The organism is uncultured Limimaricola sp., assembly GCF_964022235.1.
Lineage (GTDB): Bacteria > Pseudomonadota > Alphaproteobacteria > Rhodobacterales > Rhodobacteraceae > Limimaricola.
This window is the reverse complement of record NZ_CAXHZL010000006.1, coordinates 87,525-106,545: the sequence shown is the minus strand read 5'-3', so window position 1 is coordinate 106,545 and position 19,021 is coordinate 87,525. Positions and strand designations below refer to the sequence as shown.

20 protein-coding genes are annotated in these 19,021 nt (G+C 64.9%); 7 read left to right on the top strand and 13 right to left on the bottom strand.

Annotated features, from left to right (window positions below; genetic code table 11):
* Nucleotides 1-73: 73 nt before the first annotated feature.
* Nucleotides 74-913, top strand: a complete 840-nt coding sequence (locus AADJ02_RS09675; protein WP_341212794.1) for an XdhC family protein — start codon at nucleotides 74-76, stop codon at nucleotides 911-913.
* Nucleotides 914-1,113: 200 nt separating this feature from the next.
* Here the strand turns inward: AADJ02_RS09675 and AADJ02_RS09670 are convergent, their stop codons facing one another.
* A complete protein-coding gene (locus AADJ02_RS09670) occupies nucleotides 1,114-2,109 on the bottom strand; it encodes a ParB/RepB/Spo0J family partition protein (protein WP_341212793.1) in 996 nt (331 codons plus the stop codon).
* Complete coding sequence (locus AADJ02_RS09665) at nucleotides 2,106-3,308, bottom strand: AAA family ATPase (RefSeq protein WP_341212792.1); 1,203 nt, start codon at nucleotides 3,306-3,308, stop codon at nucleotides 2,106-2,108. Before AADJ02_RS09665 ends, AADJ02_RS09670 begins: the two co-directional genes overlap by 4 nt.
* A 605-nt stretch (nucleotides 3,309-3,913) precedes the next feature.
* Between AADJ02_RS09665 and AADJ02_RS09660 the strand changes: the two genes are divergently transcribed.
* Nucleotides 3,914-4,966 carry a replication initiation protein gene (locus AADJ02_RS09660; protein WP_341212791.1) on the top strand — a complete coding sequence of 351 codons (1,053 nt, stop codon included), beginning with the start codon at nucleotides 3,914-3,916 and terminating at the stop codon, nucleotides 4,964-4,966.
* 92 nt (nucleotides 4,967-5,058) lie between these two features.
* On the opposite strand, the gene AADJ02_RS09655 is transcribed toward AADJ02_RS09660, so the two are convergent.
* From AADJ02_RS09655 to AADJ02_RS09645, 3 genes are all read right to left on the bottom strand, one after another.
* Nucleotides 5,059-5,733 carry a spermidine synthase gene (locus tag AADJ02_RS09655; RefSeq protein WP_341212790.1) on the bottom strand — a complete coding sequence of 225 codons (675 nt, stop codon included), beginning with the start codon at nucleotides 5,731-5,733 and terminating at the stop codon, nucleotides 5,059-5,061.
* 103 nt (nucleotides 5,734-5,836) lie between these two features.
* A complete protein-coding gene (locus AADJ02_RS09650; RefSeq protein ID WP_341212789.1) occupies nucleotides 5,837-6,886 on the bottom strand; it encodes an ornithine cyclodeaminase in 1,050 nt (349 codons plus the stop codon).
* 20 nt (nucleotides 6,887-6,906) lie between these two features.
* The gene (locus AADJ02_RS09645; RefSeq protein ID WP_341212788.1) at nucleotides 6,907-7,869 is read right to left on the bottom strand and encodes an arginine deiminase-related protein; all 963 of its coding nucleotides are present in this window, start codon (nucleotides 7,867-7,869) and stop codon (nucleotides 6,907-6,909) included.
* Nucleotides 7,870-7,955: 86 nt separating this feature from the next.
* On the opposite strand from AADJ02_RS09645, the gene AADJ02_RS09640 reads away from it, so the two are divergent.
* Nucleotides 7,956-8,396, top strand: a complete 441-nt coding sequence (locus tag AADJ02_RS09640; protein ID WP_341212787.1) for an Lrp/AsnC family transcriptional regulator — start codon at nucleotides 7,956-7,958, stop codon at nucleotides 8,394-8,396.
* Between the two features lie 50 nt (nucleotides 8,397-8,446).
* Here the strand turns inward: AADJ02_RS09640 and AADJ02_RS09635 are convergent, their stop codons facing one another.
* From AADJ02_RS09635 to AADJ02_RS09600, 8 genes are all read right to left on the bottom strand, one after another.
* Entirely contained in the window at nucleotides 8,447-9,052 is a 606-nt protein-coding gene (locus AADJ02_RS09635; RefSeq protein WP_341212786.1) for a VTT domain-containing protein, read from the bottom strand.
* Entirely contained in the window at nucleotides 9,049-9,408 is a 360-nt protein-coding gene (locus AADJ02_RS09630; RefSeq protein ID WP_341212785.1) for a hypothetical protein, read from the bottom strand. Before AADJ02_RS09630 ends, AADJ02_RS09635 begins: the two co-directional genes overlap by 4 nt.
* Before the next feature lie 365 nt (nucleotides 9,409-9,773).
* Nucleotides 9,774-10,352, bottom strand: a complete 579-nt coding sequence (locus AADJ02_RS09625; RefSeq protein WP_341212784.1) for an EF-hand domain-containing protein — start codon at nucleotides 10,350-10,352, stop codon at nucleotides 9,774-9,776.
* Nucleotides 10,353-10,597: 245 nt separating this feature from the next.
* The gene (locus AADJ02_RS09620; RefSeq protein WP_341212783.1) at nucleotides 10,598-10,957 is read right to left on the bottom strand and encodes a cytochrome C oxidase subunit IV family protein; all 360 of its coding nucleotides are present in this window, start codon (nucleotides 10,955-10,957) and stop codon (nucleotides 10,598-10,600) included.
* Nucleotides 10,958-10,964: 7 nt separating this feature from the next.
* Entirely contained in the window at nucleotides 10,965-11,678 is a 714-nt protein-coding gene (locus AADJ02_RS09615; protein WP_341212782.1) for a heme-copper oxidase subunit III family protein, read from the bottom strand.
* Nucleotides 11,679-11,688: 10 nt separating this feature from the next.
* Nucleotides 11,689-12,387 (bottom strand): cytochrome c oxidase subunit 3, encoded by a 699-nt coding sequence (locus AADJ02_RS09610; RefSeq protein WP_341212781.1) that lies wholly within the window; start codon nucleotides 12,385-12,387, stop codon nucleotides 11,689-11,691.
* The gene (locus AADJ02_RS09605) at nucleotides 12,384-14,156 is read right to left on the bottom strand and encodes a cbb3-type cytochrome c oxidase subunit I (RefSeq protein ID WP_341212780.1); all 1,773 of its coding nucleotides are present in this window, start codon (nucleotides 14,154-14,156) and stop codon (nucleotides 12,384-12,386) included. The genes AADJ02_RS09610 and AADJ02_RS09605 overlap by 4 nt, the downstream gene beginning before the upstream one ends.
* Nucleotides 14,153-15,076, bottom strand: coding sequence for a cytochrome c oxidase subunit II (locus AADJ02_RS09600; protein ID WP_341212779.1), 924 nt, complete (start codon nucleotides 15,074-15,076; stop codon nucleotides 14,153-14,155). Before AADJ02_RS09600 ends, AADJ02_RS09605 begins: the two co-directional genes overlap by 4 nt.
* Nucleotides 15,077-15,480: 404 nt before the next feature.
* Between AADJ02_RS09600 and AADJ02_RS09595 the strand changes: the two genes are divergently transcribed.
* The 4 genes from AADJ02_RS09595 to AADJ02_RS09580 are packed head-to-tail and all read left to right on the top strand — an operon-like array spanning nucleotide 15,481 to nucleotide 18,989.
* Nucleotides 15,481-16,554 (top strand): transporter substrate-binding protein, encoded by a 1,074-nt coding sequence (locus AADJ02_RS09595; protein ID WP_341212778.1) that lies wholly within the window; start codon nucleotides 15,481-15,483, stop codon nucleotides 16,552-16,554.
* Nucleotides 16,551-17,165, top strand: a complete 615-nt coding sequence (locus AADJ02_RS09590) for an ANTAR domain-containing protein (RefSeq protein ID WP_341212777.1) — start codon at nucleotides 16,551-16,553, stop codon at nucleotides 17,163-17,165. Before AADJ02_RS09595 ends, AADJ02_RS09590 begins: the two co-directional genes overlap by 4 nt.
* A 37-nt stretch (nucleotides 17,166-17,202) precedes the next feature.
* On the top strand, nucleotides 17,203-18,069 hold the full coding sequence (locus AADJ02_RS09585; protein ID WP_341212907.1) for an ABC transporter permease: 867 nt from the start codon (nucleotides 17,203-17,205) through the stop codon (nucleotides 18,067-18,069).
* Nucleotides 18,069-18,989, top strand: a complete 921-nt coding sequence (locus AADJ02_RS09580) for an ABC transporter permease (RefSeq protein WP_341212776.1) — start codon at nucleotides 18,069-18,071, stop codon at nucleotides 18,987-18,989. The genes AADJ02_RS09585 and AADJ02_RS09580 overlap by 1 nt, the downstream gene beginning before the upstream one ends.
* Nucleotides 18,990-19,021: the final 32 nt, after the last annotated feature.

Below are 19,021 nucleotides of genomic sequence, written 5' to 3'. Positions count from 1 at the left end.
CGCGCGGTGGCGGGTATCGGCCCGTCGCCGCGCCCAGCGTTCGGCCCGGCCCTGCCCGGATAGGAGCCTCGCCGTGAACCAGACCACCCGGTTTCCCACCCGTGCCCCGGTCTCCGGACAGCCGATCCTATCGGCATCCGAGGCGCGCCCGATGCTCGAGGCTCTGTCTCCGGCAGGCGGTGTGATTGCGATGATCACATGGATCGACGGCGCGTTCTATCGACCCTTGGGCGCGCTCATGGCATTTCCTGTGGACGGGGATGCTATTGGCAGCCTGTCGTCCGGTTGCATCGAAGGCGATCTCGCTCTGCACGCAGCGGAAGTCGAAGAGTCGGGCGAGAAGCGCGCGCTGCTTTACGGAAAAGGCTCTCCCTTTGTCGATATCCGTCTGCCTTGCGGCAGCGGCATCGAAGTTACGCTGATGCCGATACGCAATCCGGCCCCGTTGCGCGCGACGTTGGCGCAGATGGAGGCCCGGCGCGAAGTCACGCTTGCCCTGCCCGGCCTGCCCGCGCTGGTGCTGCGTCCCGACCCGCGCATGATTGTTCTTGGGGAAGGACCGGAAGCCGAAGGCTTCGCTACCCTCGCATATGCCGCGGGGTATCCGGTGACCCACGCCGATAACCTTGCCCCCGACGATATCGACCCCCGCTCGGCGGTAGTCCTGTTTTTTCATGACCACGAACGCGAATTGAATCTCCTGTCCTCCGCCTTGGACAGCGATGCCTTTTGGATCGGGGCGCAGGGCAGCCGTACCGCCCATGCCCGTCGCTGCGCGGCCTTGCGCGATCGAGGCCTTCCCAAATCCGCCATCGACCGCATTCGTGGCCCCATCGGCCTGATCCCCGGCACCCGCGACCCGCGCGTTCTGGCCATCTCGGTTTTGGCCGAGGTGATCGAAGCGGCACGTTGAAGCGGGAGCTCCAGTTCCGTCTTACCGACCGTTCAAAGCGTGCTCGCAATTGAACCCATTTTGTAAGAGATGGCGCGTGACGGCTGCTAAGGCCCGTGCCACAACTCTTTTAACTACGCCCGCTTCTAGCTTGCATTGTAGCCGCTCGCTCTGCCAAGCGGAGGCCGGATGGCCCCCGTAGGGAAATTGCCAATTGGCAATCAGCGCGTCTTGCGAGACTGAAGGAAGCTTTCGAGCGCCGCTCGCAGGGCCGTGTCCGACAGGCTGCCGTGGAACTCCATCGCGTAGCCTTGCCCCTTTTTCTTGATCCGAACCTCACCGTCGCGGTGCGGAATCACCACGTCCGTGGATTTTCGAGGGGTCGTGGGTTTGCCCGCCGCCCGCAGTCGCGACAGCACGGCGGGACCGGCCAGCGCCGCGCCTTCCTGAGTGATGACGCGTGCTTCGGCCAAAACTGCCTCCCGAAGATCGGGCTCCGCCAGCAGCGGACGAAGCTGGCGCGCGTGCACCTCCTTGATGTCGCGGATCGACCCGAAGGCCGCTACGATCTCGGGTTCGAGCCGCGCCAGTTGCAAGAACCGCGACAGGAAGCCGGGCGAAACCTGAAGCCGCTCGGCCATCAGGTTTTGTCGCCCACCATAGTAGGCTTCGACCGCGCGGGCATAATCGCGGGCTCGCTCGAAATCTGAAATGTCCTCTCGGTCACGGTTTTCGATGTCGGCAAGGCGAAACGCTTCCTCGTCGGTCAGCTCGCGCTCTTCGATGAGATAGCGGAACTGCGGATAGGTGTTTGCGCGCAACCAGCTCACTGAGAAATGCCGCCGCGCTCCGCAGATCACTTCGAACTCGGGACCGTCGCCCTGCCCCGCCGGACGCAAGCGGCGCACGATGGCGGGAAACTCCTGCTGGCCTTGCGCCTTCATCCCCTCGATCAGATCGGCGCAGTTGTCGGGGGTCAGCAGCTCATAAGCGCGGTTATGCCCTGCCCACATCACGCAGCTTGCCGGATCGACGAGGCGCAGCACCTTTTCCTGCCGACCGCCGGTGACCTGTTCGGACATCGCGGTAGAGCGCTTGAGAAACCGCGTTTGCGCGCGTCCGGTGCCCTCCTCCGGCGCCTTGGTCTCAGGCGCGCCCTCGGCCTCGTCGAGCCCTTTCAGGACGTCGTTAAAAATATCGTCGTGCTTCTTGCTCACAGGATACCCTCCTTGCGCAGTGCTGCCTGATGGCTGGGCCAAGTCTTGCGGATCTCGGTTTCGACCTCGCGGCCGACGGCGTCGAGATAAACCCGGCACCGCTTGTGGGTGTCGGTGCGCGTGGCCGCGCCCGTCAGCTCATAGACCGTCATCAGGTTGGCCGAGGCGTTGTCGATCTCGGCGCTGTCCTTGAGAACGGCACCCAGCATGTCTTGCGGGAAGACCGCGTCCATCATTCGCTTGATCGCCACATGGGCGCTTTTCTGATCGTTCATCTTAGTCGCCAGGATCTTGACGAAGTGATACCCCCGCGCGCCGCCATGTTGCGCAAGCTCGCCCAAGGTCGAGGACATCATCCGCAGAAAATGCGCAGTGGAGCCGAAGTCGATGTTGTTGGGCGGGGCCGGCACGATGATCGCATTGGCCGCCCGCAGCACCGACAGGGAGATCATGCCCAAGGCGGGCGGCGGGTCGAGCAGGATCACGTCGAACTGGTCCGAGATCGACTCGATGCCCGCGCGCAGCCGGTCGAGCACGAAGTCCTGTTCGCGCACCATGCGGGCCGCAAATTCGTACTCCGCGTCATAGAGGCCGAGGTTGGCGGGGATCAGCGCGATGCCCGGCCAATGGGTTGCGCGCAGCGCGTAATGAAGGCTCGCCGGGCCACCGTGGCGGAAAAACGGGTAGAGCGTGTCTTCTTCCTCGTCGACATCGACGTCGGGGTTGAGGCCGAAGACGCTGGTGGTCGAGGCCTGGCTGTCGCAGTCGACGACGCAGACGCGGTAGCCCTTGAGCGCGAGGTATTGCGCGAGGTGGACCACTACGGTGGACTTGCCGACGCCGCCCTTGAAGTTCTGCACGGCGAGTACCGTCGCCGGATCGCCGGGGGCGCGGCGCGGCAGTGTACCGAAAACCTCGCGCATCCGATTCACCTCGGCCAGCGAATAGCCGGTGCGCCGCCCCGTGTCCGGATCCTTCTCTGGCTCGGGCAGACGCCCGTCGGCCTCGGCATCGCGCAGCGCCTTTTCGGTGCGGCCGCACATCTCGGCGGCACTGCGCACGTTGAAGCGCAGATCGAGGCTTTTGCTGACGCCGGGGGAAAACACCCGCGCCCGCAGTTTCTCGATCACCCGTCCGGCCCGGTTGGCCAGCGCGTCGATTTCGTCCAATCCGATGGGATAGGTTTCTGGCTCAGCCACGGTCTCAATGCCCCCGATTTTTCCCAGAAAATGCAGTGTCGGGGCGGTGAGGTAAAGTGCGGTATTGGCAGCGATGCCGTTGAAAGACCGAACCTGACCCCAAGGTGTCCCGAAAACCGCACTTGGGGGGTATTGATCTAGGAGTGCGATACTCTCACGGCGGAGTACTCTGCCCTGCCCCCAATTTGTAGCCTGACAGGCTCATGAAGCGCCAATCTTCCGAAAACTGAATCCAAAAAACCCTGTTCTGGATTCTAGGGTTCTCTGTTCAAGACGGCTCGATCCCTGCCCCTATGGGCGTTGAGGGGCCTTTGGCTTACGTCTTGGGATGGTTTGGCCTACGTTTGGGGATGGCTGGCGATACGTATCGGGTGGGCTGGCGCTACGTATCGGGTGGCCCAAGACTTACGTTTGGGGTGGGCTATGCCTTGAGAATCGCCCCCCTTCGCAAAGCCCTGTTTTGCAGGGTGTTGCGAATCGCGCGCGGCACCGTATGCGGCCTCAACACTTACGTATCGGGTTTGAGGCATCCCGAACGGGGCAATTGACTTACGCGTCACAGCATACATAAGTAAGCGAAACAGGTAACCCGAGCTGGCGCCCTCATGGTCAAATTGCCCAAACCAACCTACCGGACCGTCGATGCCCGACCGAGTGCCGACACCCTGATCAAACCGGGTGAACTGGTGGACCTCATAGAGGTCACGCCGCTGACGCTGGCCGACCGGCGGATCTACAACCAACTTCTCGAGAACGCCTGGGATGCGATCGACAAGCCGGTGATGCATGTCATTTCCAAGCTGGATCTGCGCGGCAACCACAACTCCAACGACAGGGTCGGAGAGTCGATCGAACGCCTGATGAGCGCGATCGTCAAGATGGAGGTTATGTGGGACGGCAAACCCGCCGTGGAGCGCGTGCAGCTTCTCGGCGGCAACGTCGAAATGGCGCGCGGTGACGGGTTGTTCGAGTATGAGATCCCGGCACGGCTGCGCAAGGTGATCGGCAATTCCACCGTCTTTGCGCGGTTGCAGCGCGAGGTGATGTTCGCGTTGTCCTCGAAATATGCGCTGACACTCTATGAGATGGTGCAAAAACGCGGCAACCTGCGTTGGAAGTCGTCCGAGACCTTCACCCTCGACGGGCTGCGCGGCGTGTTGGGCGTACCCCGGGGCAAGTTGACCTCATGGTCCAACCTGCGGCTCCGCGCCATCGATCCGGCGGTGGCCGAGGTCTGCGCCTTGTCGGACTACATGGTCGAGATATTGCCGATCAAGACCGGGCGTAGTGTGACCCATGTCGAGCTAAAGTGGTGGCGCAAGGATGGCGACGCGACCGGCAAGGCCGAGCGCGCCCTGAGCTTTGCCAGCACCGGACGTCGTGCGCGCTCTGCCGAGGAAAGTGCGCCCGAGGCAACGCGAGCCGTGTCGTCGAGCGGTCAGGGCCAACCCCGGGCGCGGCCAGCGTGGCTCGACCGCAAGGGGGAGGCACTGCGGACGGAAACCTACGAAACGGCGCGCCTGCGGTTTCCGGGCTATGACATCTACAACATCGAGGGCCAGTGGCGGGAATGGGCGAAAGGCAAGGAGCCAGCAGACGATCCCGATCGCGCGTTCCTTGCGTTCTTCAGGCGTTTTGCCGAGGCGAACCCAATCTGATTTCCGCCGATTGCCAATTGGCAATTTCCACGTTCCAGCCGCGATCGGATCATTATGGACCGCAGGAATGGGGCAGGCGGGTGACCTCGGTCTTAGGCGCGGGTGGCGAGCCAGATGGTATGGCGAGCGCCACGCTTGGTGCGACCGGCGCGCACGCTCTGCGCCTCCACCTCAAAGCCGCTGTGACCCAGTCGTTTGGAAAAGCGCGAGTCCTGAGCGGCGGACCAGACAGCAAGGATGCCGCGAGGGGTCAGCGCCCGCCGCGCTGCCCGCAAGCCCGCCTCGCCATAGAGCGCGCCGTTGCCCTCGCGGGTCAGCCCATCGGGGCCGTTGTCAACGTCGAGCAGGATCGCGTCGTAGACCCCATCGGCTGCGCGGATCTCCGCCCCGACATCGCCGAGCCGCAATTCGACCCGTGGGTCCGAAAGGCTGTCCTTGAAGACCGATCCCATATGCCGGGTGGCCCAGTCGGCAAGCTCCGGCACGATCTCGGACACGATCAGTCGTGCAGCCGGAGGCGCGGCGGCCTGTGCTGCGCGCAGGGTGAAACCCATGCCGAGCCCGCCGATCAGCACACGCGGCGCGGGCCGGCCGGCCAGACGCTCGAGGACGAGGGTGGCGAGGGCCTCCTCGGAGCCGCTGAGACGGCTACTCATCAACTCGTTTCCATCGCCTAAACGAATCGAGAACTCGTCGCCCCGACGCAGAAGTCTCAGCGTGTCCCCCTGCGGTGCCACCGCCGTTTCGAGATGAATCCACGGCAGCATGATGCGCTGGCCTCCTGTCAGGTGAACCTGAACCGTGGCCTAGCCGATCGAGCCGCGCATTTGAAGGACCGGGCGGTGCAGCCGAAAGCGGACGCTTACAAGGTCAGCTGGCCGCGCGGTGGAACATGCCGAAAAGGTCGCGCGGATCGTCAGGGTCGGCGAGCATGTCGAGGTCGGTATAATAGGCCGTGCCTTGGATCGCCTTGAGCACGTAACGCAGTGCGCTAAAGTCCTCGATGGCGAAGCCCACTGAGTCGAACAGGGTGATCTGCCGCTCATCGGTGCGGCCGGGCGCGCGACCGGTCATGACCTGCCACAGCTCGGTCACCTCGTGATCCGGGTCGAGCTGCTGTATCTCACCCTCGACGCGGGTCTGTTCAGGATACTCCACAAAGATCCGCGACCGCAGAAGAATGTCGCGGTGCAGCTCGGTCTTGCCAGGGCAGTCGCCGCCGATGGCATTGATGTGCACGCCGCTGCCGACCATGTTGTCGGTCAGGATCGTCGCGTACTGCTTGTCAGCGGTGCAGGTGGTGATGATCTGCGCGCCTTCGATTGCCTCCTCGCCCGAAGCGCAGGACACCACCGTGAGGCCCGAGGACTCGAGATTGCGCGCTGCTTTGCGGGTGGCGGCGGGGTCGATGTCGTAAAGACGCACCGTGTCGATGCCGCAGATGGCCTTGAAGGCGAGGCATTGAAACTCGGACTGCGCGCCGTTGCCGATCATCGCCATGATCCGCGCACCGCGGGGCGCGAGATGCCGCGCCACCAGCGCCGAGGTGGCGGCGGTGCGCAGCGCCGTGAGCAGGGTCATTTCCGACAGAAGCTTGGGGTAGCCGGTGTGCACATCGGCCAAAAGCCCAAAGGCCGTGACAGTCTGCAGCCCTTCGCGCGTATTCTCGGGATGGCCGTTCACGTATTTGAAGCCATACATCTCGCCGTCGGAGGTGGGCATCAGCTCGATCACGCCCACCTGAGAATGCGAGGCGACGCGCGGCGTCTTGTCGAAGCTCTCCCATCGTTTGAAGTCGGTCTCAATTTCGGCGGCCAGATCGGTCAGCACGCGCTCAATGCCGATATGATGCACAAGGTCCATCATGTTCTGCACCGAAACGAAGGGCACATAGGCGAGGTCGGAGGGCAGGGCGGACATGAGGTGTTCCTTTCGAAAGGTCAGTGGGTCTGGCGCGGGCTGAGATGCAGTCCGGCCAGCATGCAGCGAACCGAGCCGCCAGCCAGCTCGATTGTTGGAATGTCGAGCGGCAGGAGGTCGGCGCGACGCTCGAGCCGAGTGCGCTGCGCGGCATCGAGCGAGGCCAGCGCGCGAGCGGAAAGTGCCAGCACTGGCCCGCTTTGCCCCGCAAGTTCGATCGCGTTACCAGCGAACTCGCCAATTTGGGCATGGGTCAGCTCGATCAGATCACGCTCGCCCGCGCGCAGGCGACCCGCGATCTCGCCCCGGCGCGCAGTATTGCGGATCGTGTCGAGGCCGATCATCGCAAAGCCGGTGCCGATGCACATCAGGACATTGGTGTGGTAGATCGCTGCCCCCGCGGCATCGACCGCATCGAAGACCACCGGCTCATAATTGAAATGGGTGCAAAACCGTTCGAGCAGGATCTCACTGGTGCGCCGGGACCGCGCGGCATAGGCGACGCGCTCGACATGGTCGAGCACCATGGCGCCTGTGCCTTCGAGAAAGAGGCCATCTGGTTCCAGCCCCGAATAGTCGATGATGTCCTGCACACGGTAGTGGGATTTCAACATCTCGAGCACGTCTGCCCGACGCTCGGCGCGGCGGTTTGGCGCATACATCGGATAGACCGCGACATGGCCCCCGGGATGAGTCGAGAACCAATTGTTCGGAAACACGGAATCCGGCGTGTCGGCGGTCTCGTCCTCGAACAGGCGCACGGTGATGCCGGCCTGTCGCAGCTGGCCCACCGCGCGGGTCACCTCGGCATGGGCGCGAAGGGCAATTGCGTCCGCCTCCGCAGCGGCCGCCGGGGATTGAAAGCTGTTGTCGAGCGCAGTCTGAGCGTTCGGCGTGAAGCGGTGCGGCCGGATCATTACCACGGCGCATGGAGTCTGGGGCGAGGGCTGCGGCATGGCTTTTCCTTGGGCCGGTAGGATCATGGACAGCCTAAAGCATGCGGATTTGCACGTTACATTGCGATATTGTAATGTCGCAGATGCAATATGTGGCATATTGCGTAGTAACGATGAGCAAGAATGACATGCATGTCTTCGACGACCTTGACCGACGGCTTATCGCGATCCTGCGCGAGGACGGGCGCGCGCCGATTTCCAAGCTCGCAACGATCCTCGAAGTGTCACGCGCAACGGTGCAGGCGCGGCTCGACCGGCTTCTCGACAATGGCGCGGTGCTCGGTTTCACCGTGCGCGCCCGGCAGGACCACGGACCCGATGGGGTGCACGCAGTCATGATGATCGAGGTGTCGGGACAGTCAACGACGGCTGTGATCCGCAGGCTGCGCGGTCTGCCCGAGCTGCGCCAGCTGCATTCGACCAACGGGAAATGGGATTTGGTGGCGCAGCTTTCGGCGGAGAGCCTGACCGATTTCGACCGGGTGCTGCGTGAGGTGCGGGCCGTGCAGGGCATCACCAACAGCGAGACCAGCATTCTGCTCAGCTCTGTCTAACCAACGCGACGCTCTGAACAGTGATCCATCGCGGGCCAGCGTCAGGGGCGTCAGGTCGTTGTGGCCTGCGATGCCTTCCAGCTGTGCCAGAGCCAGATCCAGATCCCGATGACGACCGCCCCGGCCAGCACGACGCCGACCGAATTGGCGATCATCGTGGCGATCTCGGGAATGCGACTGGCAAAGCCAAAGCCGAGAGAGCTGTAGCCCAGACTCCAAACCACCGCCCCCGCCGTCGCCGCGCCGCTGAACCGCAGCCAGTCGAGCCGCAGCGCTCCTGAGAGAAAGCCCACATAAGGGCCGACCGGGCTCAGTACCGTGCGGCTCAGAAACACCGCTGCCAGCCCGCGCCGATCAATCATGCCTTGGGCCGCGTCGAGAACACCCGCGGGCTTGGGTCGCCGCTGTAGCCGTGCGATCAGCGGCGCGCCGCCCGCGCGGGCGAGGTGATAGGCGATCTGGTCACCTAGCATGAAACCCGCCGCCGCCGCTACGACGAGCTGCCAGTAGGAGAGATCGCCCGCCGCCGCAAATCCGCCCCCCGCCATTACCAGCATCGACGACGGGATCGGCAGCGCCAGACACGACAGCGTCACCGAGGCCATGATCAGCCACACGCCATAGGTGGGCACGAGGGCGAGCAGCGTTTCGGTCATCGGCGGCGGGCCTCCAGCGCGGTCTTGGCAGATTCGACCCGCGCCTGCAGTTCCTCGAGCGTTAGCCCGGTGCGCGACAGAACCTCGGTCAGGGTACGTGGGCCGTCATGCGGTGGCGCATCATGGTCCATCCGCATGATGTCGAAGACCACCGGCGGAGGCAGGTCCCACGACCGGCCAACATAGCGCGGCGACATCCACAGCTCGAGCGCCGGATTCTGGTGTGTGGGGTCATTGAAGTAGATCGCCTGAGCCGCGAACTGCCATGCGAAGACCACGAGCACCGCCACCGCGAGGACCAGAAGCCCAGAGGCAATAGGGTGCCGTCTGAGCAGGAAGGACAGGAAGCGGCTCATCGTCTGCGAAGTCTCCCGATGGTCTGTATGGCGTGCGAGCCTGATCGCGAAAGGTGCGGCCATTGGCGCCGACGCAGGTGCTTGGTGGCATAGACCACATCCGCGCCAGTCTCCAAGGAGATGTTGGCACACCATCGGCTCTACACCGGCCCGGCCCCGGTCCGGTAGCACCGCACCGGTGCGTGCCTGCATCTACACATCTACCTCTGGCCGGATGGCACGGCATGCCGCGCGCCGAGCGTCGATGCGGCCTATCCGGCGTCCTGATGACCTGACGCCAGAGTGTTGCCAGCGGCGCGACGACCGGGGAGGGGGTCGCCGCGCCGACAGCCGGCATGCGGGGGGCGTGCCCCCCGCTGCCTGGATCAGCGGCGGCCGCGGTCGGCCGGGGTGAGCGCGCCGTCGCCGTCGCGGTCCATCCGCTCGACGAGGCCGCCGACGCGGGCGTCGAGTTCCTCGGCCGAGATCACGCCGTCACCATCGGCGTCGAGTTCCTGGAACGCGTCGACCATGCGGTCGCGGGTGAATTCGGCGTGGAGCGTCTCGAACTCCTCGATCGACAGCGCGCCGTCGGCATCGGTGTCGGCGCCGCTCACCTTCGCGGTGCGGAAGGCGTCGATCTCGGCCTGCGTCAGGCTGCCGTCGCCGTCGGTGTCGGCCTGCGTCAGGATCTGCTGCATCATCATGCCGCCACCGTGACGCCCGCCGCGCTCACCGTGGCCACCCTTGCCGCCATGCTTGCCGCCGCGCTCGCCATCGTGACCGCCGCGCATCCGCTGCATGAAGCCGCCGCGTTCCTGCTCGGGGGCGCGCTCGGGTGCGGCCTGCTGGGTGGTGGCGGCCTCAGGCGCCGGCGCGGTGCTTTGCGCGGTGGCGACGGCGGCGCCGGCGCCGAGCAGTGCGGTGACGAGGAAGGCGGTCGGGATCAGCTTGGTCGTTTTCATGGGTTCAGCCCTTTGTTCTGAGTGACGTGGCACCGGCATCGGCGCCCTGTCGATCACTTGGGCCTTCGTGACAGCCATCACACCCCCGCGCCACGCGGGCTTTGTCGCCGGTTGTCGCAGCCGATCAAACGGATACATCCGGCGACAAATTCGGGGGCATCCGGCGTCGATTTCGAGCGCAGTCGCGCAGCCTCGGGTTGCCTTCCGAGCCGCCCCCGTGGACCGCAGCCTGACCGGACGCGGCCTCATTCGGTCGAGAAATGGTCTTCGCGCGATTGCAGGGTATAGCCGGATTCCGCCACCATGATCCCCATGAAGACCAGCGCCGCCAGCGGCGGCAGCAGGACGGCGTAAACCAGCGCCAGACGCTCCCACGCCATATGCATGAACACCGCGACGATCAGCCCGGCCTTGAGGGTCATGAACAGCAGGATCAGGCCCCAGCGCAGCAGCCCCTGAAGCTGCGCGTAATCGACCATGTAAGAGGCCGCGCTGAGCACGAAGAGCAGGCACCAGCAGATGACATAGAGCCGGATCGGGTGGGCCTGATGCTCTTGGGCCGGGGCCGGAGAACGGGTGGCGTCGGAGGCTACGGCATGCGTCATGTTTCCCTCACCACAGGTAGAAGAACGCGAAGATGAAGACCCAGACGAGGTCGACGAAGTGCCAGTAGAGCCCCATGATCTCGACCGCCTCGTAATCGCCTTTCTCTCGGCAGAGCCAGGTCCGCCGGCCGCTGTCGAATTCGCCCTTGCGGACTTTGTTGGCGACGATCAGCAGGAACAGCACCCCGAAGCTGACATGGGTGCCGTGAAAGCCGGTAATCATGAAGAAGCTGGCGCCGAACTGCTCGGCGCCCCAGGGGTTGCCCCAAGGGCGCACGCCCTCGGAGATCAGCTTAGACCACTCAAAGGCCTGCATGCCGACGAAGCAGATGCCAAGTGCGGCGGTCGCGAACATCAGCTGCGCGGTGCGTCTGGCGTTGCGCGCATAGGCGAAATTCACCGCCATCGCCATGGTCCCTGACGAGGTGATCAGCACGAAGGTCATGATCGCGATGAGCAAGAGCGGCAGCTCCGTATGCCCGACATGCAGCGCGAAGACCTCGCTGGCGTTGGGCCACTCGGTCTCGGTCGAACTGCGGGCCGACATGTAGGAGATCAGGAAAATCGCGAAGACGAAGGTGTCACTGAGCAGGAAGATCCACATCATCGCCTTGCCCCAGGAGGCGGTTTTGAACGCCCTTTGGTCCGAGGCCCAGTCCGCGGCGACCCCTTCGAGCCCGTCCGGGCGGGCCGGTGTGTGGGGGGCGGTCGCGTCGGTCATGGCAGCCTCCTCATGTCAGGATCGCCCGGCACAGCGACACCACGTCGCTCGCCCAGCCCATCAGCAGCGTCAGCATTGCAACCCAGACGACCAGCAGCGCGTGCCAGTAGATCGCGCAAAGCGTAACGCTGCGCGTCGTCTGGTCCGGGACGGCCCGCTCACGCAGCCGCAGGCCAACGCGCCCCAGCGCCACCAGACCGCCGATGATGTGCAGCCCGTGCAACCCCGCGATCAGGTAGAAGAAGCTCACGCCCGGATTAGAGGCGAGGGTCTGGCCGCTTTGCGCCAGCGCCGACCATGCCGCGAGCTGACCTGCGAGAAAGCCCGCTGCCGTGAGGCCGCCCACCGCCACGGTGAGGCGGAGCAGGCGCTCGTCGCCGCTTCGCGCCGCGCGCTGCGCGATGTGCAGCGCGACGCTGCTCAGCATCAGGAGCGCCGTACTGGCCCAGACCACGCGCGGCAGCCGCAGTTCGAACCAGTCGGCGAAGCCCATGCGCATCACGACCGCGCTGCCGGTCAGCGCGAATAGCACGCCCACCACGCCCAGAAACACGCCGAGCCCCATTTTGCCCACGGGCAGACCGCCGGGCGAGGGCACGGCGGTCACGGCCCCCGTTTCCAACCACGGTTTGTCGCCAAGGCCCTGCCGAGACAGCCACCAGCCCGCGATCACCGCGACCCCGGCGATAAAGGCGAGCACGATGCTCATGGCGTATGGCTCCATGCGGCGGCGGGGCCGGGATCGTTTTGGGCGACATAGTCGCGCGCGGCCCCCGGTACGCTGTAGTCATAGGCCCAGCGGTAGACCACCGGCAGCGTCTCGCTCCAGTTGCCGTGACGCGGCGGGGCCTCTGGCGTTTGCCATTCGAGCGAGGCCGCGCGCCACGGGTTGAGGCCGGACTTGCGTCCAAAGCGCAGGCTCCACGCGACATTGAACAGAAACAGCATCTGCGCCGCGCCGACGGTCAATGCGGCGACGGAGATGAAGGCGTTGAGCGTGGCGACGCTTTCGGGCACGAAGCTTGCCGAGATGTCGGGATAGCGGCGCGGCACGCCAACGAGGCCCACGTAATGCATCGGGAAGAAGATCGCGTAGGCGCCGATAAAGGTGACCCAGAAATGGATCAATCCGAGACGCTTTGACAAGAACCGTCCCGAAATCAGCGGGAACCAGTGATAGATCGCGCCGTAGATCACCATGATCGGCGCCACGCCCATGACCATATGGAAATGCGCCACCACGAACATCGTGTCCGACAGCGGCACGTCGACCACCACGTTGCCAAGAAAGAGCCCCGTGAGTCCGCCGTTGAGGAAGGTGACGATAAATCCCAGCGCGAAGAGCATTGGCAATGTCAGGTGGATGTCGCCGCGATAGAGGGTCAGCACCCAGTTGTAGACCTTGAGCGCCGTGGGCACCGCGATGATCAGCGTCGTGGTGGCGAAGAAGAAGCCGAAATAGGGATGCATGCCCGAGACGTACATATGGTGCGCCCAGACGATGAACGACAGAGCGCCGATGATGACGATGGCCCAGACCATCATCCGGTAGCCGAAGATGTTCTTGCGCGCGTGCACCGCGATCAGGTCCGACACGATGCCGAAAGCTGGCAGCGCCACGATGTAGACCTCAGGGTGGCCGAAGAACCAGAACAGGTGCTGGAACACGATCGGCGAGCCACCGCCGTAGCTCAGCTGTTCGCCCATCTCGACCAGCGCCGGCATGAAGAACGAGGTGCCAAGCAATCGGTCGAAGAGCATCATCACGCTTGCCACGAAGAGCGCCGGGAAAGCCAGCAGCGCCATCACCGTGGCGGTGAAAATGCCCCAGATGGTGAGCGGCATCCGCATGAGCGTCATGCCACGCGTGCGGCCCTGCAACACGGTGACGGCGTAGTTCAGCCCGCCCATGGTAAAGCCGATGATGAACAGGATCAGCGACACGAGCATCAACACGATGCCCCATTGCGTACCGCCCGGCGTGCCCGACAGGATCGCCTGCGGCGGATACAGCGTCCATCCCGCCCCCGTGGGTCCGCCCGGCGCGAAGAAGCTCGCCACGAGCACCACGACGGCCACGAAATACATCCAGAAGCTCAGCATGTTGACGAAGGGAAACACCATGTCCCGCGCGCCGACCATCAACGGGATCAAGTAGTTGCCGAAGCCGCCCAGAAAGATCGCGGTGAGCAGATAGACCACCATGATCATGCCGTGCATGGTGATGAACTGGTAATAGGCCTCGGCCGAGATGAAGTCGAACACCCCCGGAAATCCGAGCTGCATCCGGATTAGCCAAGACAGCACCAGTGCGACGAGGCCGATGGCGATGGCGGTGCCGGAGTATTGCAGCGCGATATATTTGGCGTCTTGCGAAAACACCCAGCGTGACCACCAGCCATGGGCGTGCGGCGGCGGCAGGTCGGGCACTTCGGCGGGGGGGATGCCCGTGTCGGGGTCTTCGCTGACGCTGCTCATGGATCGCTTCCTCCACTTGGCTCCGATGCTCCCGCGAGTTTCACGCCACCATCCGCAGGCAGCCCCGCGAAGGTGATCTGATCACCGAGCCAGGCCTCGTAATCGACCTCGTCGTCGATCAGCACGTAGCCGCGCATGTAGCCGTGCCCGGTGCCGCAGAGCTCGGCGCAGAGCACTTCGAATTCGCCGGTACGGGTGGGGGTAAACCAAAAATAGGTGACCATGCCGGGCACCATGTCCATCTTGGCGCGGAACTCGGGCACGTAGAAATCATGCAGCACGTCGACCGAGCGCAGCAGCACCTTGACCGGCTTGCCGATCGGCAAGTGCAGGTCGCCGCCGTCGATAACCACGTCGTCGGCGCCGAAGCGGTCGTGAGGGCTGATGCCGAGCGGGTTGTCTGGGGAAATCCAGTTGACCCCAGATGTCCCGAGCGTGCCGTCTTCGCCCGGCAACCGGTAGCTCCAGAACCACTGCTGGGCCACGACCTCGATCTCGGTCGCCTCGTCGGGGACGGTGATGAAACGCTTCCAGACCACCAGTCCCGGCGCCAGCATCGCCGCCACACCGATTGCGGTGATGACGGTGAGCCAGATCTCTAGCCGCTTGCTCTCGGGCTCGTAGGCGGCGACGCGGCCAGGCTTGTGGCGATAGCGAAACACGCACCACGCCATGAACAGAACCACGGCGGCAAAGACCGTGCCGGTGATCCAGAAGGTGACGACGAGGGTGGTGTCGATATAGCCCCAGTTCGAGGCGATGGGCGTCCACCACCATGGGCTGACCATGTGGAATACGACGGAAAACAGAACAATCAGAACCAAACTAGCCGCAACGATCATGGCGATGCCCTTCGCCACGTGACAGGCTTGCAGACCGCAGGCCAGCCGGGTGGCAATCTTGCAGGTTTCAGCGACCATAGCCGAATTTTGAGAAATTTTCCAGCGGCATGGCAAAGAGCTCGCAGCGCCCTTCGCGCGCCGCTGCTGCAGGCTGCTTCAACGTCAAGAATGGCCCTCTACGACAGCCATGGGGCAGGGCGGTTTCGGATAAGAGGAGCCGGGGATCGGCTCCGATCTGGGATTGGTTCCGACCATCATACGCGGCGTCTTTGCCTTTCATGTGCGATTGGCGCGCGATTTTGCAGCAAACATCGAACGAGGGCCCCTGCGCGCAATTTCTTCGACGCCGCGCTTGACGGCTCGGCGTGAACCGGCGCAGATTTGTCGCGACATACCGGCCCCGAGCCGGACGGCATTCGAGCCCGCTTCGTTGCGCATCATCGCGTCTTCGAGCGGGCTTTTCTTTTTTGGGGGGAGCACCCGTGGATCGCAAACTCAGGATCGGACTGCTCTATTCTCGAAGCGGCGAATACGCGGCGATGTCGGCGGCCTGCCGCGACGGTGCACTGGCGGCGGTAGCGGACATCAACGCCGATCCGGGGCAGGGCATCACCATCGAGGTGGTCGAGCGTGACCCGGCGGGCAATCTCGATCTCTATGGCCCGCTTTGCGCCGAAATGCTTGCAGAGGGCGACCTGCACCATGTCGTGGGCTGCATCACCTCTTCGAGCCGCAAGGAAGTGATCCCGGCGCTCGAAAAGGTTGGCGGGATGCTCTGGTACGCTTGTCCCTACGAGGGGTTCGAGGCCTCCGACCGCGTCATCTACACCCATGCCTGCCCCAACCAGCACCTGCTGCCGCTGCTGCACTGGACCTTCCCGCGCTATGGCAAGCGGGGCTTTCTCGTCGGGTCCAACTACATCTGGGGCTGGGAGATGAACCGGGTCGCGCGCGAGGTGATCGGCAGCAGCGGCGGCGACGTGACAGGCGAGCGCTACCTGCCGTTGGGCGATACCGACGTGGGACGTCTGATCGAGGAGATCCGTGCCACCGAGCCGGATTTCATCCTCAACAACCTGATCGGCAACTCGTCCCATGCCTTCCTTCGGGCGTTGCGCGAGTTGCGCGAAACCGATCCCGCCTTTGCCGAAGGGCTTTGCCCGGTGCTGTCGTGCAACCTGACCGAATGCGAAACCCCGGCGCTCGGTGCCGCAGCCGAAGGCGCGGTGTCGGCGGGGCCGCATTTCGCGGGATCGACGCTCTGGAAACCGGTTGGACGACGGCGGCCGGTCTCGTCCTATGCCGCCGCCGCCTATGTCGCAGTGACCACGCTGGCCCGGATCGAAGCGGCGAGGTCGGGGTTCCCGGAGGGGCTTCGTGCGCATGGCATCGACCCCGAAACACATCATATGGCCTTGCCGGTGCTTATCGCGCGGGTCGAGGAGGGGCAGTTTCGGGTGATGCACAGCGAAGGGGCGGTCGAGGCCGATCCCTATCTGGCGCGGCGTGAACGTTGGCCCGGCGCCACGCGCCCCATGCTGAAGCTCGTGCCATGAGCCGTCGTTTGGCCACGCCCGAGCTTGGCGGCGCGACCGCGCTGGTGCTGCACCGCCCGCACGCCACGGTGCAGGCGCTGAGCCGTCAGCTCGCGGCGATCGGCTTGCGGGCCGAGCCGGTCTGGCCCGATCTGGGACCGGACGCGTTGGCCGCCGACTTCGTGTTCTTCGATGCCGACCAGTGCCACGACGCGATGTTTCCATGGTCCCCCGGAGAGGCGCCGATGCCGATGATCGCGCTGATCGGCTCGGAGGCGCCGGGGCGGATCGAATGGGCGTTGGGGCAGGGGGCGGATGCGCATCTGCTCAAGCCCATTGGCACAGGCGGCGTTTATTCGGCGCTGCTGATCGCGCGGCAGGGCTTCGAGACGCGCCGCGCCGCCGCCGACGAGATTGCGGCGCTGCGCGCGCGGCTGGCCGAGCGGCAGACGGTGGTGCGCGCAGTGCTGGTGCTGATGGCGCGCGGCCGCTCCGAGGCCGAGGCCTATGCGCAGCTGCGCGCCATGGCGATGGCCTGGCAGGACACCATCGAGCAGGCGGCGCGGCGGATCTGCGCCGAGCCCGACGACAAGACCGCCCCGCAGGCGGCGAGAAAGGGACACGATGTCTGACACCACCGGATCCCAGCCCGCCGGTGCGCCGTTGCCGATGGCACGTCCCGCGCCGAAAGGCGCCTTGGCGCGGCTGTTGCGGCGCAAGCTGGCGCTGTTCGGGCTGGCGCTCATCGTGGCGACTGTGGCGGGGGCGATCTTCGCGCCATGGCTCACGCCCTACGATCCGAACGACCAGATGTTCGACGGGCTGACGATCACCGGCGCACCCTTGCCGCCCAACGCCGACTTCGCCCTCGGCACCGATCTTCTGGGCCGCGATCTGCTCACCCGCATCCTCTATGGTGCGCGCACCTCGCTGATCATCGGCGTGGTTGCCAATGGCATCGCACTGGTGATCGGCACGGTGATCGGCGTGACGGCGGGGTATTTTCGCGGCTTCTACGGCGCGGTGCTGATGCGCTTTACCGATCTGATGATGGCCTTCCCGGCGCTGTTGCTGGCGATTTGCCTCGCCGCGATCTTCCAGCCCTCGCTGTGGATCGTCGCCATGGTCATCGCCATCGTGAACTGGGTCCAGACGGCGCGGGTGCTCTATACCGAAACCACGTCGCTGTCCGAGCGCGAGTTCATCGCCGCCGAAAAGACGCTGGGCGCGGGGCATGCGCGGATCCTGCTGCGCCACATCCTGCCGCATCTGGTGCCGACCATCATCGTCTGGGGCACGCTGGGCATCTCGACCACGGTGCTCCTCGAGGCGACGCTAAGCTTTCTCGGCATCGGGGTGCAGCCGCCGACGCCGTCTTGGGGCAACATCATCTTCGAGAACCAGACCTATTTTCAGGCCGCCCCTTGGCTCGTGTTCTTCCCCGGCGCCGCGATCCTGATCCTTGCGCTGTCGTTCAACCTCTTGGGCGACGCGCTGCGCGACGTGCTCGACCCGACGCAAAGGGGGCGCGACTGATGGCCGCCTATATCGTCCGCCGTCTGATCGTCTCGGTGCTGATCCTGCTCGGAGTGTCGTTCATCACCTTCTTCTTGCTCTACGCGCTGCCCGCCGATCCCGTGCGCCAGATCGCCGGTCGCTCGGCCACGGCGCAGACGGTCGAAAACATCCGCCAGCAGCTCGGTCTCGATCAGCCGCTCTTGGTGCAATACTGGCGCTATCTCACCGGCCTCGTGCAGGGCGATCTGGGTCGCAGCTACCTGCAGCGCACCGACGTGGGCACGCTGATCGCGGCGCGGCTTCCGGCCTCGCTCCTGCTGATGGCGGGTGCCATCGGCTGCGAGCTGGTGTTGGGGCTCACCATGGGCATCGTCGCGGCGCTCCGGCGCGGGACCGCGACCGACCAGAGCCTGATGATCGCGAGCTTTGTCGGCGTCTCGGCGCCGCAGTTCGTGGTAGGCCTGCTGCTGCTTTACGTCTTCGCGGTGCAGCTCGGCTGGTTTCCGATCGGCGGCTACGGCACGGCGGCGCATCTGGTGCTGCCCTCTGTGACGCTCGGGATCATGGGCTCGGGCTGGTACAGCCGGATGATGCGTTCCTCGATGGTCGACGTGCTGCGCGCCGACTACATCCGCACCGCGCGGGCCAAGGGCCTTGCCCGTAGGCAGGTGATCCTGCGCCACGCGCTGCCCAACGCGATCCTGCCGGTGATCGCGATGATCGGCATCGACATCGGCATCTTCATGGGTGGCATCGTCGTGGTCGAGAGCGTGTTCGGCTGGCCCGGCATCGGCCAGTTGGCGTGGCAGGCGATCCAGCGCGTCGACATCCCGATCATCATGGGCGTCACGCTGGTCTCAGCCTGCGCCATCGTCCTCGGCAACCTTCTGGCCGATCTGGTCACCCCGCTCATCGATCCGCGCATCAAGCTGCGCTGAGACCCCCGCACGACCAACCAAGAAAAGACCCG